This is a genomic window from Polynucleobacter sp. 78F-HAINBA, assembly GCF_018882325.1.
In the GTDB taxonomy this organism is placed as follows: Bacteria; Pseudomonadota; Gammaproteobacteria; order Burkholderiales; family Burkholderiaceae; genus Polynucleobacter.
The window spans coordinates 19,888-34,424 of sequence record NZ_JACVOQ010000002.1 but is presented as its reverse complement, the minus strand read 5'-3'; the positions used below and the strand labels follow the sequence as shown (position 1 = coordinate 34,424).

The 14,537-nt window shown below is 47.6% G+C and carries 12 protein-coding genes and 1 tRNA gene; 5 read left to right on the top strand and 8 right to left on the bottom strand.

Going from position 1 to position 14,537, the window contains the following annotated elements:
* Nucleotides 1–39 precede the first annotated feature (39 nt).
* Entirely contained in the window at nt 40–4,122 is a 4,083-nt protein-coding gene (hrpA, locus tag ICN11_RS02250; RefSeq protein WP_370623587.1) for an ATP-dependent RNA helicase HrpA, read from the bottom strand.
* Between the two features lie 17 nt (nt 4,123–4,139).
* On the opposite strand from hrpA, the gene argA reads away from it, so the two are divergent.
* Both argA and ICN11_RS02240 read left to right on the top strand, forming a co-directional pair.
* The gene (gene argA, locus ICN11_RS02245; protein WP_216228956.1) at nt 4,140–5,504 is read left to right on the top strand and encodes an amino-acid N-acetyltransferase; all 1,365 of its coding nucleotides are present in this window, start codon (nt 4,140–4,142) and stop codon (nt 5,502–5,504) included.
* 58 nt (nt 5,505–5,562) lie between these two features.
* A complete protein-coding gene (locus ICN11_RS02240) occupies nt 5,563–5,835 on the top strand; it encodes an oxidative damage protection protein (RefSeq protein ID WP_062308940.1) in 273 nt (90 codons plus the stop codon).
* Between the two features lie 222 nt (nt 5,836–6,057).
* Here the strand turns inward: ICN11_RS02240 and rpiA are convergent, their stop codons facing one another.
* Nucleotides 6,058–6,768: a ribose-5-phosphate isomerase RpiA gene (gene rpiA, locus ICN11_RS02235; protein ID WP_216228955.1), complete on the bottom strand. Its 711-nt coding sequence runs from the start codon at nt 6,766–6,768 to the stop codon at nt 6,058–6,060.
* Nucleotides 6,769–6,877: 109 nt separating this feature from the next.
* On the opposite strand from rpiA, the gene tal reads away from it, so the two are divergent.
* Both tal and trxC read left to right on the top strand, forming a co-directional pair.
* Nucleotides 6,878–7,846, top strand: coding sequence for a transaldolase (gene tal / locus ICN11_RS02230; RefSeq protein ID WP_216228954.1), 969 nt, complete (start codon nt 6,878–6,880; stop codon nt 7,844–7,846).
* A 9-nt stretch (nt 7,847–7,855) separates the two neighbouring features.
* Nucleotides 7,856–8,278 carry a thioredoxin TrxC gene (trxC, locus tag ICN11_RS02225; protein ID WP_216228953.1) on the top strand — a complete coding sequence of 141 codons (423 nt, stop codon included), beginning with the start codon at nt 7,856–7,858 and terminating at the stop codon, nt 8,276–8,278.
* Between the two features lie 11 nt (nt 8,279–8,289).
* Here the strand turns inward: trxC and ICN11_RS02220 are convergent, their stop codons facing one another.
* The 3 genes from ICN11_RS02220 to rnr are packed head-to-tail and all read right to left on the bottom strand — an operon-like array spanning nt 8,290 to nt 11,704.
* Nucleotides 8,290–8,475: a DUF2892 domain-containing protein gene (locus tag ICN11_RS02220; protein ID WP_215392435.1), complete on the bottom strand. Its 186-nt coding sequence runs from the start codon at nt 8,473–8,475 to the stop codon at nt 8,290–8,292.
* Between the two features lie 32 nt (nt 8,476–8,507).
* Nucleotides 8,508–9,263 carry a 23S rRNA (guanosine(2251)-2'-O)-methyltransferase RlmB gene (gene rlmB, locus ICN11_RS02215; protein ID WP_216228952.1) on the bottom strand — a complete coding sequence of 252 codons (756 nt, stop codon included), beginning with the start codon at nt 9,261–9,263 and terminating at the stop codon, nt 8,508–8,510.
* A 29-nt stretch (nt 9,264–9,292) separates the two neighbouring features.
* Nucleotides 9,293–11,704 carry a ribonuclease R gene (gene rnr, locus ICN11_RS02210; protein ID WP_216228951.1) on the bottom strand — a complete coding sequence of 804 codons (2,412 nt, stop codon included), beginning with the start codon at nt 11,702–11,704 and terminating at the stop codon, nt 9,293–9,295.
* A gap of 143 nt (nt 11,705–11,847) precedes the next feature.
* Between rnr and ICN11_RS02205 the strand changes: the two genes are divergently transcribed.
* Nucleotides 11,848–11,934: transfer RNA gene (locus ICN11_RS02205), tRNA-Leu, on the top strand.
* A 54-nt stretch (nt 11,935–11,988) separates the two neighbouring features.
* On the opposite strand, the gene ICN11_RS02200 is transcribed toward ICN11_RS02205, so the two are convergent.
* From ICN11_RS02200 to ICN11_RS02190, 3 genes are read right to left on the bottom strand one after another with little or no spacing between them, the layout of a single operon-like run.
* On the bottom strand, nt 11,989–12,486 hold the full coding sequence (locus ICN11_RS02200; RefSeq protein WP_216228950.1) for a hypothetical protein: 498 nt from the start codon (nt 12,484–12,486) through the stop codon (nt 11,989–11,991).
* Between the two features lie 51 nt (nt 12,487–12,537).
* The gene (locus tag ICN11_RS02195) at nt 12,538–13,224 is read right to left on the bottom strand and encodes a dienelactone hydrolase family protein (protein WP_216228949.1); all 687 of its coding nucleotides are present in this window, start codon (nt 13,222–13,224) and stop codon (nt 12,538–12,540) included.
* Nucleotides 13,225–13,254: 30 nt separating this feature from the next.
* Nucleotides 13,255–14,484 carry an MFS transporter gene (locus ICN11_RS02190; RefSeq protein ID WP_255539858.1) on the bottom strand — a complete coding sequence of 410 codons (1,230 nt, stop codon included), beginning with the start codon at nt 14,482–14,484 and terminating at the stop codon, nt 13,255–13,257.
* Nucleotides 14,485–14,537: the final 53 nt, after the last annotated feature.

Here is a 14,537-nt window from a genome sequence, read left to right as displayed (position 1 = left end):
ACGCCCTAGACTGGCGCCTTAGGCAAAGACTTATTTGACCTAACGCAAGCTGGCCAGGACCTTTTCAAGACGTTTCAAAGACATTGGGGTTGGGGTCTTTAATTCCTGAGCGTAGAGGGCCACCCTCAACTCCTCCAGTTGCCAGCGAAAATCTGTCAAAGCCTGGTCCTCAGACATGGCATAGTTCGCAGATCCACGACTGCCTTGAACCAGCTTTTGCCATGGCCGAGCAACAGACTCCCAGTCTTTCTGACACTGCGCATCTCGACTAGGATTGGCACGCAACTTATCGATACGCATTGCAATCGCCTTGAGATAGCGCGGGAAATGCACCAACTGCGCATAAGGGGTATCGGATACGAACTTGGGGAATATCAGACCCTGAACTTGCGTTTGAATGTCCGTATATGCAGCAGCTGAGGCAGCCTTGGCCTGGGCCAGTTTCTTTTGAAGGTCCGCATGAGCCTGCAAAGCCGCTAGGGCATGCTTTGAAATCTCTTGTGCAATCAGGGCTAAGCGTGGCTTACCTGATTGCAGGCGCTCTGTAAATTGCTCAGCATTCACAGGGAGTGGATCGCCCATAAAGGCACGCTCTAAAGCAAGATTAAGAATTTGCTCAATCAAACCATCTACTGAACCAACATTAATAAATAGCAAACCCAGCTCCCGAATTCCGGGCAGCTGTTTTTGTAGTGCCTTGAGCGTGTCTTTATTCGACAGGGCAAACAATCTTCGTAATCCTTGCCAGTGATATTTTCTAGCCTCAAGTAAATCGTCGAAAACCTCAAAATCACATGACTCTGTGCGATCTACTAAAGCGGGATAACCAAATAAGGTGCGATTGCCTTTTTGAATCTCCAGTGTTTCAGGCAATTCACCAAAGTCCCAGCTGCGATATCCACCCTGCTCTACATTTTTTACTGTAGATGTACCGGCGCTCTGACTTGTTTTGACGGGGGCGTTTGGAGCGGTTGCTGGAACTTCACCGCCTAACTCCTCCTGTACCGCTTGTTGGGCTATTGCCTGAAACGCGGTTCGGGCAGTTTCTCCGTACTCTGCGCGCAATCTGGATAAGTTGCGCTCGAGCTCCAACTGGCGACCATGCTCATCCACTAGGCGGAAATTCATAGTCGAATGCAGTGGCAAGGATTCCGGCCTGAAATCCGTTCGCTTAATTTCCAAACCACGCTCTTTACGAATATCCGTGATCAGACTATCTAAAAAGTCACCTACCCCAAACTGTTTGTCTGCCAGCATGCGCTCTAAGAACGATTTTGCATACTCCGGTAGCGGCACACAGTGACGTCGTAATTTCTGAGGAAGTGATTTGAGTAGCAGGTGTATTTTTTCTTCGCACATACCTGGTACCAACCATTCGCAACGACGACCATCCACCTGATTCAATAACGTCAAAGGAACAACCAGAGTGACCCCATCTTTAGGGCTGCCAGGCTCAAAGTGATAAGTCAAACTCAGCTCACTACCACCGACAATCATTTTTTTAGGATAGCGATCTACCGTAATACCGGCAGCTTCATGGCGCATTAAGTCGGCTTTAGCTAAACGCAAGAGGCTGTCAGCGCTCTCTTCATTGCCACCCTCGCTCTTGGCTGCCTTCTTGAGCCAGGCTTTCATACCCTCTCGGCTGAGGACATCTTTTGGGATGCGTGAGTCATAAAAAGCGAATAGGAGATCATCGTCTACCAAGACATCGGGACGTCTGGAGCGATGCTCTAATGCCTCAATTTCTTTAATCAGTCTGCGGTTGTGCCAGAAGAATTCAAAACTACCCGGGTATTTTTTTCTAGCGTCAGCTTCGGTCTCCCGCATTAATGCAGGAGTATCCATGCGACCGAACATCTCCTCTTGTACCAAAGCTTGCTTAATAAATAACTCGCGAGCCTCTTCTGGATTGTGCGACTCATAGCGAACTCGTCGACCGTGATAAATCGGCAAGCCATACAAAGTGCCTCGCTCAAATGCCATGACTTCACCTTGACGACTATCCCAGAAAGGGTCGCTCAAAGATTTAATCAGGCGGTGAGCTGCTACCTTCTCAACCCACTGGGGTTCAATCTTGGCAATCGTACGGGCATACATCCGATTGGTTTCTTGAAGCTCGCCTGCCAAGATCCAAGCACCAGCCTTCTTGCCAATGGTAGAGCCCGGCCAAATAAATGGACGAATACCGCGTGCGCCGATATATCCACCCGTCTTACTGCCGCGCTCTTGGGATTTTTCATCCTCTTCTTTTTTGGCGACATAGCCTAACAAGCCTGTCAATAAAGATAGGTGAACTTGTTCATAAGTAGCAGCCGAGGGATTTTCTTTCCAACCCTTTTCCCCCAACATCGTATGGAGCTGGCCGTGAACGTCTCGCCACTCTCGCATACGTCTTGGAGATAAAAATTTACTACGGCATAAGTTCTCTAATTGGCGATTGCTATGTTTATGTTTCAGCGCATCCTGATACCAATCCCAGAGCTTCACAAAGCTCAAGAATTCAGAACGTTCATCTGCAAACTGCAAATGCGCTTGATCCGCCGCAGCAGCTTGATCCATGGGTCGATCGCGAGGATCTTGTGTGGCCAATGCAGAAGCGATGATGGTGACTTCACGTAATGCGTTTTGCTCTTTAGCAGCCAAGAGCATGCGACCAATTCGGGGATCAAGCGGAAGATCTGCTAATTGCTTACCTGTAGGAGTCAACTTGAAGCTGTTATTAATATCTTTGTTGTCGCCTGCAGAATCTTCGTCGTAAACAATAGCCCCTAACTCATCTAGCAATTGCACACCATCGGCAATCGCGCGACCTAAAGGCTTATCAATGAATGGGAATTCTTGAATGCGGGGTAAGCGCAAAGAACTCATACGAAGTAATACAGCTGCTAACGAGCTGCGCAGAATTTCTGGATCGGTAAATTTAGGCCGATTTAAATAGTCTTGTTCGCTATACAGACGAATACAAATACCATCTGATACACGACCGCAACGACCTGCCCTTTGATTGGCTGCAGCTTGCGATATAGACTCGATCTGGAGTTGCTCTACCTTGTTGCGATAGGAATAACGCTTGACGCGCGCCAAACCGCTATCGACTACATATCGAATATTGGGAACCGTTAATGAGGTCTCGGCAACGTTAGTTGTCAAGATAATGCGTCGACCATTACCAGGATTAAATACACGCTCTTGCTCTGCAACCGATTGACGGGCAAAGAGACTCAATATCTCTGGATGAAAGCGTTGCTGAAGGACATGATCTTTGCGCAGGGCTTCGGCACAATCCCGAATCTCTCGCTCCCCCGGTAGGAATACCAAGACATCGCCAGCACCAGAAGCGCCCTCTCGCCAAACATTGGCAATGGCCTCTGCTACCGCATCTGGAATTTCTTTGGCTTCTTTGGACTCTTTTTTTCCATCTGGCTTAGCATCAGGCTCTAGTGGCTCATAACGCTGCTCCACCGGAAAAAGTCGGCCACTCACCTCAATGACAGGTGCCGATTTGCCATTCAAGGTGAAATGATCTGAGAAACGCTTAGCGTCGATAGTCGCAGAAGTGATGATGAGCTTGAGATCAGGACGCTTGGGCACCAACTGACGCAGATAGCCCAGTAGAAAGTCAATATTGAGACTACGTTCATGAGCCTCATCGATGATGAGGGTGTCATAGGCACGAAGCTGGGGATCTCTCTGGGTCTCGGCTAGCAAGATGCCATCAGTCATTAACTTAATAGAGGCGCCCTGACTAGTCTTATCGGCAAAGCGCACTTGATAACCCACGTCCTGTCCAATGGGAGTGCCCAGCTCCTGGGCTATACGCTTCGCTGTGGCTGTTGCAGCAATACGGCGAGGCTGAGTATGCCCAATCAGCCGGCCGCCGTTGATAGTGCCCCTACCGAGATCCAAGCAGATCTTCGGCAATTGGGTTGTTTTACCGGACCCAGTCTCACCACAGACAATCACCACCTGATGGGAGCTCAAGGCGTCTTTAATAATTTGGCGCTGGCCCGATACCGGCAACTCCTCCGGAAAGCGAATTTCTAGCCTTCTTGAGGTGTTGGAAGCAGGCACAGTCGCAGGGCTTGCTTTGGGTTTTTGTTGGTTTATAGGCTCTTGCACCCTATAATTTTCTCACTATGCCAACAAATGCACCAAACCCCGGCTCAAACGCCGAAGAATCAAGCTCCAACTTTCCTTTTGTAGGATGGCTGCGTGATGTTGCGCCCTATATTCATAGCTTCCGCGAGAAGACCTTTGTCATCGCCTTCGCCGGTGAACTAGCCCAAGAAATCGGCCTCGAAAATCTCATTGAAGATATCGCCATGCTGCATGCCATGGGTATGCGTATTGTTTTAGTTCACGGCATCCGCCCCCAAATTGAAGAGCAGTTAACCCTCCGCAATATTAAGAGTCAGTTCGGTAAGAGCGCCATGCACAGCTATCGCATCACTGACGCCGCGGCTTTGGAGTGCGTGAAAGAAGCTGCTGGTGAATTGCGCCTCGATATTGAAGCGGCATTTAGTCGCGGATTACCCAATACCCCAATGGCAGGTTCACGTATTTCAGTGATCTCAGGTAACTTTATTACTGCAATGCCTGTGGGCGTAGTTGAAGGCATTGATTACATCCATACCGGCTTGGTGCGTAAAGTGGATTCGACCTCAATTAAGCTTTCACTAGATAGCAATAAGATTGTGTTGCTCTCACCCTTAGGTTTCTCGCCTACTGGTCAAGCATTTAATCTGGCATTTGAAGATGTAGCAGCATCAACTGCTGCTGCGCTTAAAGCGGATAAGTTGATTTTCTTAAGTCCATATGCCGGCCTAAAGGATGAAGAAGGCGATTACATTACCGAGTTGTCAATGCCACAGCTACAGGAATATGTAGCCCAACACCCTGAACTCGATCTTGGCATGAAGAGTTTGCTCAATATCTCCGGCAGAGCCATTCGCGCTGGTGTGAGCCGCGTGCACTTCTTGCCATGCAATCAAGATGGCGCACTTCTGGAAGAGCTCTTTACCCATGATGGTATCGGCATGATGTTGGCCTCATCTGATATTGAAAATTTGCGTGAAGCCAATCAAGATGACGTTGGCGGCATTCTCCAATTGACTAGCCCGCTTGAAGAAGAAGGTATTTTGGCTGCTCGCGGTCAAGACGTCATTGAACGTGATATTCAGCGCTTCTCTGTTATTGAGCATGATCGCGTTCTCTTCGGCTGTGCTGCCCTATTCCCATTCCCTAATGGCGTAGGTGAGCTTGCTTGCCTCGCAGTAGATCCTGATGTTCAAGGCTCGGGTGATGGAGAGCGCTTACTCAAGCGCGTGGAGATGCGGGCAAAACGCGAAGGCATTAAAAAGCTTTTCGTTTTGACTACCAGAACAGAGCATTGGTTTTTAAAGCGTGGCTTTAAGCGTGCCTCTGTTGATGATCTTCCTGAAGAAAGAAAGCAGATCTATAACTGGGATCGCAAATCTATGGTTCTCACCAAAGATCTCTAAGCTTCTATAGTTATTTTTTCATTATTTATTAGTACACCGTATTTGAAAGGTATTACAAATGGCACGCATGGTTCAATGCATCAAACTCAATAAAGAAGCAGAAGGCATGGACTTTGCTCCACTGCCAGGCGAGCTAGGTAAGAAGATTTGGAATCAAGTATCCAAAGAGGCTTGGGCTGCTTGGTTAAAGCAACAAACCATGTTGATTAACGAGAATCGCTTAAATATGGCCGACCCTCGTGCTCGTCAGTACCTGCTCAAGCAAGTTGAAAAGTACTTCTTTGAAGGTGGTGCAGATATGGCTCAGGGCTACGTACCGCCAGCTGAATAATTATTTTTGACTATCGCTTGACGACTTAAATCCAGAGGCATAGGATTGAGCCGTAGTCAGTCAGATCTCGTGATTGGCTACATTGGCGAAAGCCACTACTCGTAAGCATATCTATGTGCTTATGGGCATTGGGAACTAAATCTCTTCCCTTTGCCTGCGCCATGAAGAATCATGGCAAACAAACCCGATGGATCAGCTTGCTGCCCCGTCGGGTTTTTTAATTTAGAACGTGATTCTGCTCACACCGGACGCATTGCTCACCAGCAAAATATTGGCTTTCTCTTTTGCAAATAGGCCAACAGTAATCACACCAGCAATTTGATTAATTTGCGCTTCAAGTGCAATTGGATCTGCAATCTTCAAACCTGCTATATCCAGAATCCAGCCACCGTTATCTGTCACAAAAGGCTGACTTGGTGTCTGCCCCAAATCCGAACGAGTCTCTTTTGACATCCTAAGCGTTACCGTACCACCCAACTTGGCCAACTCTTGAGTTACAACCCCTTTGGATAAGGGAATAATTTCTACAGGCAAGGCAAAGTTGCCTAGCACCGGCACTTGCTTAGAAGAATCACAAATACAGATGAATTGCTTTGCCATCGAGGCAATAATCTTTTCACGGGTTAAGGCACCACCCCCACCCTTGATCATGTGGCCTGCAGGATCGATTTCGTCGGCGCCGTCTACATAGGCGGGTAGCTGATCCACATCATTGGGATCCAAGACCTTAAAACCATGCTTTAAGAGGCGCTCAGTCGTAGCATTAGAACTCGATACTGTTCCTAAGAAATGCGCCTTATGGGGTGCTAGGGCGTCAATAAAGCAATTGGCGGTAGAACCTGTTCCAATACCCAGGATTTGGCCAGGAGGTAGCTTTAATACCTCATCCCGCGCCGCTTCACCTACCAATTGTTTTAATTGATCTTGATTCATGATCTTGCCCGATATCCTTATCTGAACTGGAACAGCCTTATTTATGCATCTATCATATGATATTCAATCTGTTTTACTGATTAATTAAATAAGAGCATTCAAGATTCTGATGACTTCCTCCGCTACCGCACTGAGCCAACTCAAACAACTGACTACCGTGGTGGCCGATACCGGCGACTTTGAACGCATGCGGGAATACCAACCGCAGGACGCCACAACGAACCCTTCCCTGATCCTCAAAGCTGCCCAGCAAGCCAACTATCAGGCATTGGTAAACCAAGTTAAATCTGCCCATCCGGGTATGAAACCAGTCGATTTAGTTGACTACATCCTGGTGGCGTTTGGCCTGGAGATTTTGAAGACCGTCCCAGGAAGAGTTTCGACCGAGGTTGATGCACGTCTCTCTTTCGATACTCAGGCAACCATTACTAAAGCAAAACACCTCATCGCTCTGTATGAGTCGCATGGCATTGATCGCAAACGCGTCTTGATCAAATTAGCCGGTACCTGGGAAGGCATTCAGGCAGCAAAAGTTTTGGAGGCCGAAGGTATTCATTGCAATATGACGCTGCTTTTCTCTTTAGTGCAAGCTGCAGCCTGTGGCGCAGTCAATGCGAAATTGATTTCACCATTTGTGGGGCGCATTACTGATTGGTACAAGGCCAAACTTGGTAGCAACTGGAATGATGTTGATAACGGCGGTGCAAATGATCCAGGCGTTACATCCGTCAAGCGCATCTTCCACTATTACAAGCATTTCGGCATTGCCACTGAAATCATGGGTGCTAGCTTCCGCAATACCAGTCAAATTCTAGAGCTAGCTGGATGTGACTTGCTCACTATCAGTCCAGAGTTGCTGGGCGACCTTCAGAACAGTACGGCAGCGGTTGATAAAAAGCTCAATGCTAGCAATGCAGCGAGTGCACTTGCCAGTGAAAATATCTCCCCTCTCAAGTTAGATGAATCCAACTTTAGATTGCAACTAAACAATGATGCGATGGCCACTGAAAAATTGGCTGAGGGAATACGTAATTTCTGCATTGATACTGAAAAGCTAGAGGCTTTATTAAGCAACTAAGGAGTTAAGATGATTATTCATTGTCCTCATTGCAGCAAAGGTAACCGAGTCCCTGCTGAGAAGCTGAATCAGACCCCAATCTGTGGAGCCTGCAAACAAGAGCTGCTATCGCTACCCATCAATGCAACAGCTGCAAATTTCAGCGAGCTAGTAACTCAATCAGTAATGCCGGTGATAGTAGATTTTTGGGCACCATGGTGCGGTCCATGCAAGATGTTTGGCCCAACCTTTGAGGCAAGCGCCATTGCTCATGCCAATCAAGTGTTATTTGTAAAGGTGAATACCGAGGCAGAGCAACAGCTCGGGTCACAGTGGAATATCCGCTCAATTCCAACGCTAGCGGGATTCAAGAATGGCAAAGAGGTTCACCGTATTAGCGGTGCACTACCGCCAGCTCAATTAGAGCAATTTGTGCGGCAACTACTTTCTTAAGGCGCTGCAACTTACTTCTTAGCAGTATTGATACCCAAAATACTATAGGCCGGGCAATTGCCAATCATTCCAGTCAGTAATGGGATGATGCCGATCCAAGCCCAAGGGCCAGTAATCCCAAAACCTGCAAGCCCCATCAAAGTAACGCCAACAGTCATTCGTAGAACGCGGTCAGTATGTCCGATATTGCATTTCATAGAAGCCTCTTGAGTAGATGAAGGGGTGCGTATTATTTAGCTTCTTTAGCTAAACGCTGTCTTAGTGCTTCGTACAAGCATACGCCACTAGCTACAGATACATTCAAACTCTCGACTACGCCTTTCATTGGTATGCGTACCAACTCATCACAAGTCTCGCGGGTTAAGCGACGCATGCCCTCACCCTCTGCACCCATGACAATACCAATAGGGCCCGTGAGGTCCAGATCGTAAATCGATTTTTCCGCTTCGTCGTCAGTGCCAATTAGCCAAACACCAGCTTCCTGCATCTCTTTCATGCTGCGAACCAAGTTGGAAACAGTAATTACCGGCATGACTTCAGAAGCACCACTCGATACCTTGCTGACAGTAGCGTTAATGGAGGCTGAGCGATCCTTAGGTATCACCACCGCATCAACACCAGCACCGTCAGCAACACGCAAGCATGCACCGAAGTTATGAGGATCGGTTACACCATCCAATACCAAGAACATCACTTTGCTTTGATTGCTTTCTGCGTCCTCTACCACTTCGGTAATGGTGCGTGCAATCGTCATCTTCTCGGCCAGAGCAACTACACCTTGATGGCGATCATGTCCTGCAAGCTTATGAAGACGCTCAGAGTCGGCTGCGTGCAGTCGTTCACCCAAGATCTCTTCGGCCTGCTTGAGAAAATCTCCCATACGGCGATCACGACGACTCGGATCAAAATAAACTGACTTCAGACTTGCCGCATCCACTCGTAAGCGCGCTTGTACTGCATGAAAACCAACCAATATTTGCTTCATCTTTACTTATCTCGATTCTGTATTGCTAATTATTTACGACGCGCTTTAGTGCTACGAACAGGTGGCTTTGTGCCAGCAGGCTTGCCAGTTGACCTAGAAGGCTTACCGGCTTTGCCAGACTTGGCGACTTTACTTGCTGTTCGTCCAGCTTGATTCTTCGACTGATTGGCACCAAGATTACCAGCAGACTTAGCGGCATTCACATTAATACCGGAATGCTTTTGCGGCTCTTTACTGCCAGGGCGACCCTTTTTAGGAGCAGCCTTTTTATTTGGTCTACCTGTGTCGCTAGCCAAAACAATCTGACGACGATTTGTAGTACCGCCAGGCTCTAGACCAACGGACTTCACGAGACTAAATTCAATCTTGCGAGCGTCCAGATCAACACGACTGACTAAAACATGTACACGATCGCCTAAGCGATAACGAATACCCGTTCTCTCACCGCGGAGTTCTTGGCGAGCTTCGTCATACTGGAAGTAATCACCACCCAATTCGGTGACATGAACCATGCCTTCAACAAAGAGGTTTTCCAGCTGAATAAATAAACCAAAAGATGCCACACCAGTCACTGTGCCGGCGTATTCCTGGCCTAGATGGTCGCGCATGTAGTAGCACTTGAGCCAAGCCTCAACGTCGCGAGATGCTTCATCAGCACGGCGCTCATTAGATGAGCAATGAACCCCTAATTGACCCCAGATAGGCAATGCGGCATTAGCGCCTTTGGGTAATTTAGGTAAACGCGTGCCATTGGCGGCAGCCTCTTTTGCATCGCTATGAGATTTTTTAGCATTGACTGCATTCTCACGACCTTTGCCCTTACGTGGCAGCGTGAGGTTAAGTGGCACTTTTGGTGGCAGAACAGGCGTATATGGCTTTTTAGCCAAGATCGCCTTAATCACTCGATGCGTCAAAAGGTCTGGATAGCGTCGAATCGGGCTCGTGAAATGCGAGTACGCAGGATAGGCAAGACCAAAGTGGCCTTCGTTATCTGGTTGATACATCGCCTGCTGCATAGAGCGCAAAACAACCGACTGAAGCATGTTGGCATCAGGACGCTCTTTAATTTCACGCATCAACTTGGCATAGTCTTTTGGTTTGGGCTTTTCACCGCCACCCAAGGACAAGCCAGAGGTGCGCAAAACTTGGCGCAAGGTAACTAATTTTTCTTCAGAGGGTTCAGCGTGAACGCGATACAAACTGAGGTGCTTATTCTTATCAATAAAGTCAGCGGCGCAAACGTTGGCCGTCAACATACACTCTTCGATCAGGCGATGCGCATCATTACGTAAACGCGGCTCAATACGCAGAATCTTACCTAGCTCATTACTGATGATTTGGGTTTCAGTCGTTTCAAATTCGATAGCGCCACGCTTTTGACGGGCGTCTAATAGAATTTTGTACAAGGAATAGAGGTTGGTCAGTAAGGGTCTGAACTCAGCAAAACGTGTTGCCTCAGGACCCTTGCTGTTGGAAAGAATTTCCCACACCGTATCGTATGTAAAACGCTGCGCAGAATGCATGACCGCTGGATAGAACTGATACGCAAGCACTACCCCGTTGTTATCCACAACAGAGTCACACACCATACACAGACGATCAACCCCAGGGTTTAATGAGCAAAGACCATTAGAGATCTTCTCTGGCAGCATTGGTATTACCCGTCTCGGGAAATACACTGAGGTTGCGCGCAGGAGGCCTTCATCATCCAAAGGCTGCCCTGGCTTGACGTAATGGGATACGTCAGCAATCGCTACGATCAGGCGCCAAGCCTTGCTCTTGCCGTACATGACTGGCTCGCAATACACCGCATCATCAAAGTCACGGGCATCGGCACCATCAATAGTAACCAAAGGAACATCGCGTAAATCCACTCTACCTTCAAGGTCAGATTGCTGCACGGTGTCAGGCAATGCATCTGCTTCTTTTTTGACTGCTGCTGAAAACTCATGGGGAACGCCATATTTACGTACGGCGATTTCAATTTCCATGCCGGGATCATCAATCTCACCCAACACTTCAACAACGCGACCAACGGCTTGTCTATAACTATCTGGATAGTCGATGATCTCGACACTCACCACTTGACCTAATTTGGCATTGCCCTGACCTTTTGGTGGAATCAAAATATCGTGACCGATACGTTTATCTTCCGGCGCAACAATCAAAACACCATTCTCATTTAAGAGACGCCCAATAACGACTTTATTGGCGTGCAAAACCACATCGACGATCTGACCTTCTGGGCGACCGCGGCGATCTGTTCCTAAAACTCTGACATTGACTCTATCGCCGTGCATGACGCGGGACATTTCTCTTTCAGAAAGAAAAATATCTTCACCACCGTCATCCGGGATTACGAATCCAAATCCATCTCGGTGACCTTGGACTGCACCTAAGCGGTCAGCCTCTCGTGGCACCAAGTTTTTTGCTTTACGCATTTAATTCCTTCGGCAATACATGCCTTATATATCAATGATTATTCTTGCTTAGGCTACTGTATCAAACCACCAAGTCTGAAGGGGAAAAGCCAAAAGGGGTTGGAAAGTGGGCCAAACGGCGCATACCTTTATAATAACGGCATGCCCAGGTGGCGAAATTGGTAGACGCACCAGCTTCAGGTGCTGGCGATCGTAAGGTTGTGGGGGTTCGAGTCCCTTCCTGGGCACCAAATACACCTACAAAGACCTATATGGGGACTAAACAGCCCATTTTCAATAGGCGATTAGATTCCCATCGTTCGATGCAAAATCTTGGGCTTCATTTCATCCCAGAGACTTTCAAACTCTTCTGCCCTGTCTTCCGATAGCTTGATAGACTCAAAGAGGCCGCTAAAGAAAATCGTCTTTTTGGGAGCCAAGGTCTTTTCAAACTCAGTCAGCCCAACTGGCTTATCGTCAATATCTCGCGTTAATTGGGCTGAGCACACAATAGCTTCAGCATCATCCTGATCGATTACCGCAAACTCAATCAACTGCTGAGATTTTTCCAGAATAACTAAAGTTCCTCGTGCATAGCAAACTGCCTCATGCTCTTGAACGATATAGGCTAAAAATTGATCTTCTTCCTCTTTGCTCATGCGCAGGTCATCAATGAAAAAGAGGTACTGATCCCCCCGCCCATTTACCAAGGTAAAGACCTTGGGAATCACTCCATGCCCTAAGGCAAGGTTGCGGTAATAAGAAGAAAGTTCAACAGCGAGGTTTTCGGCGAAAAGATGCATGATAAGCAAAGAAAAAGGTGAAGTGATTCGGTAAGAGTATTTGGTAGCTGGTTAATTATTGAGTGCATTGTTTAGAAAAGTCATCGTGCGATCCCAGGCCAAATCAGCAGCGGCCGGGTTGTACTGCAATGGCGGCAAACCTCTTGAATCCGACTTTGGATTAGCAAATGCATGCTTAGCGTCATAGCGCTGAAAATCATACGTCACCCCGGCAGATTTAAGCTTTTCCTCTAATTGGTCGACGCCAGCGATAGAGAAGAAATCATCATGAAGAGCCCAGTGCGCCAGCATCGGCTTTGATATGGCAGTTGCATCAACATACTCTAATGGAGGATATCCGTACCAAACCACCGTTCCATCAGACTCAGGAACAAGACCGGCAGATAAAACCGTCAGCGCACCACCCATACAGAATCCTGTGACAGCCACTTTATCGCTACCAGTTGATTTAAGGTACTGAACAGCACCACGGATATCTTGACTAGCAGCATCACCAAAATTAAGATCATTCATGAGGTGCTCGGCTTCATTTGCCTCGAGAGCAAGTTTGCCACGATAGAGATCCGGAACCAAAGCGCGGTATCCCGCTTTTGCTAAACGATTGGCGACATTTTTAATTTCATCATCAAGTCCCCACCATTCCTGGATCACCACTACGCCAGGAGCATTTTTTGGATTAGTAGGCTCAACTAAATAAGCTCCAACTGAAGCGCCGTCCGGTCTTTGAAATGTAATCATGTCAATCTCTCTATAGAAAATGAATTGTGCTTAGCGTGCCTGTTTATCGGTATGAATATAGCCCACCAACCAGAAGGTAAGCAAGCCACACAGCGCTGCTCCATAGCCAACCAGGTTGTAGTGATCCATTTTCCCATCAGCGCCAATGGTGACCACTACACCAGCGATAACAGAGGCTAGACCTGAGGCCAGCATCTGCACTGAGCCTACGAGACTCATAAAGGTTCCCCGAATCTTGGCCTCTACTACTTGGCTCACTATGGCCATCGCTGGAATCATGCGACCGGAAACCAAGACAAAAAATGCGGTGGAGTTAATCAGCACCACCCACAGCGGCACCGGCATGAGATTGGTTGTCACTAGCAAGGGAACAAGGCTAATCACCGCAAGCACTCTAAATACTTTGACCTTGCCATAACGATCGGCCATATGACCAATGATGCGAGAACTCATGAGGGTGGCTATACCGCCACAAAGATAAATTAAAGAAATATAGGAGTTATCAATTCCCACATTGGATGTGAGGTAGAGGGCTATATAAGGAATCACGGAAAACCCAGTCAACATAATCAGCGCCATAAAAATAAATGCACGCAGATGCTGATGAGCAACAAAGATATTCCAGATTTGGCTGAGGCGACTGCCCTCATGAGAATGCCCCAAGTGCCCAGAGATCTTGGGAATATTGCGATAGCCTAAATACAGGATGAAGCTCGATATCAAAGCGATAAAGATAAATGGCGCACGCCATCCCAAGGATGGAATGTTATTGGCCAAAAATAAACTTAAGGGAACGCCAGCTACTGTCGATACAGAGAATGCCGACATGACTGTACCCAAAGCCTTGCCTCTGCGTTCGAATGGAATGGAATCCGCAATGATGGTTTGAACCAGTGAACCCAAGATGCCACCAAATGCTCCTGCAAATGCGCGGGCAATAAATAGCGAATGGTAATCAGGGGCTAAACCACAAACTAAGGTGGCAATAATGAAGCAGACATAAAGACTGAGAAGGAGCACCCTTCTCTCAAAGCGGTCTACGAAATACGTAGCGAAGACACCGGCAATGGCTGCGGAAAAAGTATAGGAAGAGAGTAATAGGCCAAACTCATGCGTATTGATATTGAGCTCTCGAATAAATTCGGGGCCTAAAGGCATCATGATCATGAAGTCCAGGATATGGGTGAACTGAATTCCGGCCAGAGAGAATAAGAAAAAGCGCTCTTTGCTCTTTCCACCTGGCATGTGATGCTCGGTCAAGGGTTTCTTTACATGAAATTAGAGATGTGACATTATCAACCCACACAGAAATC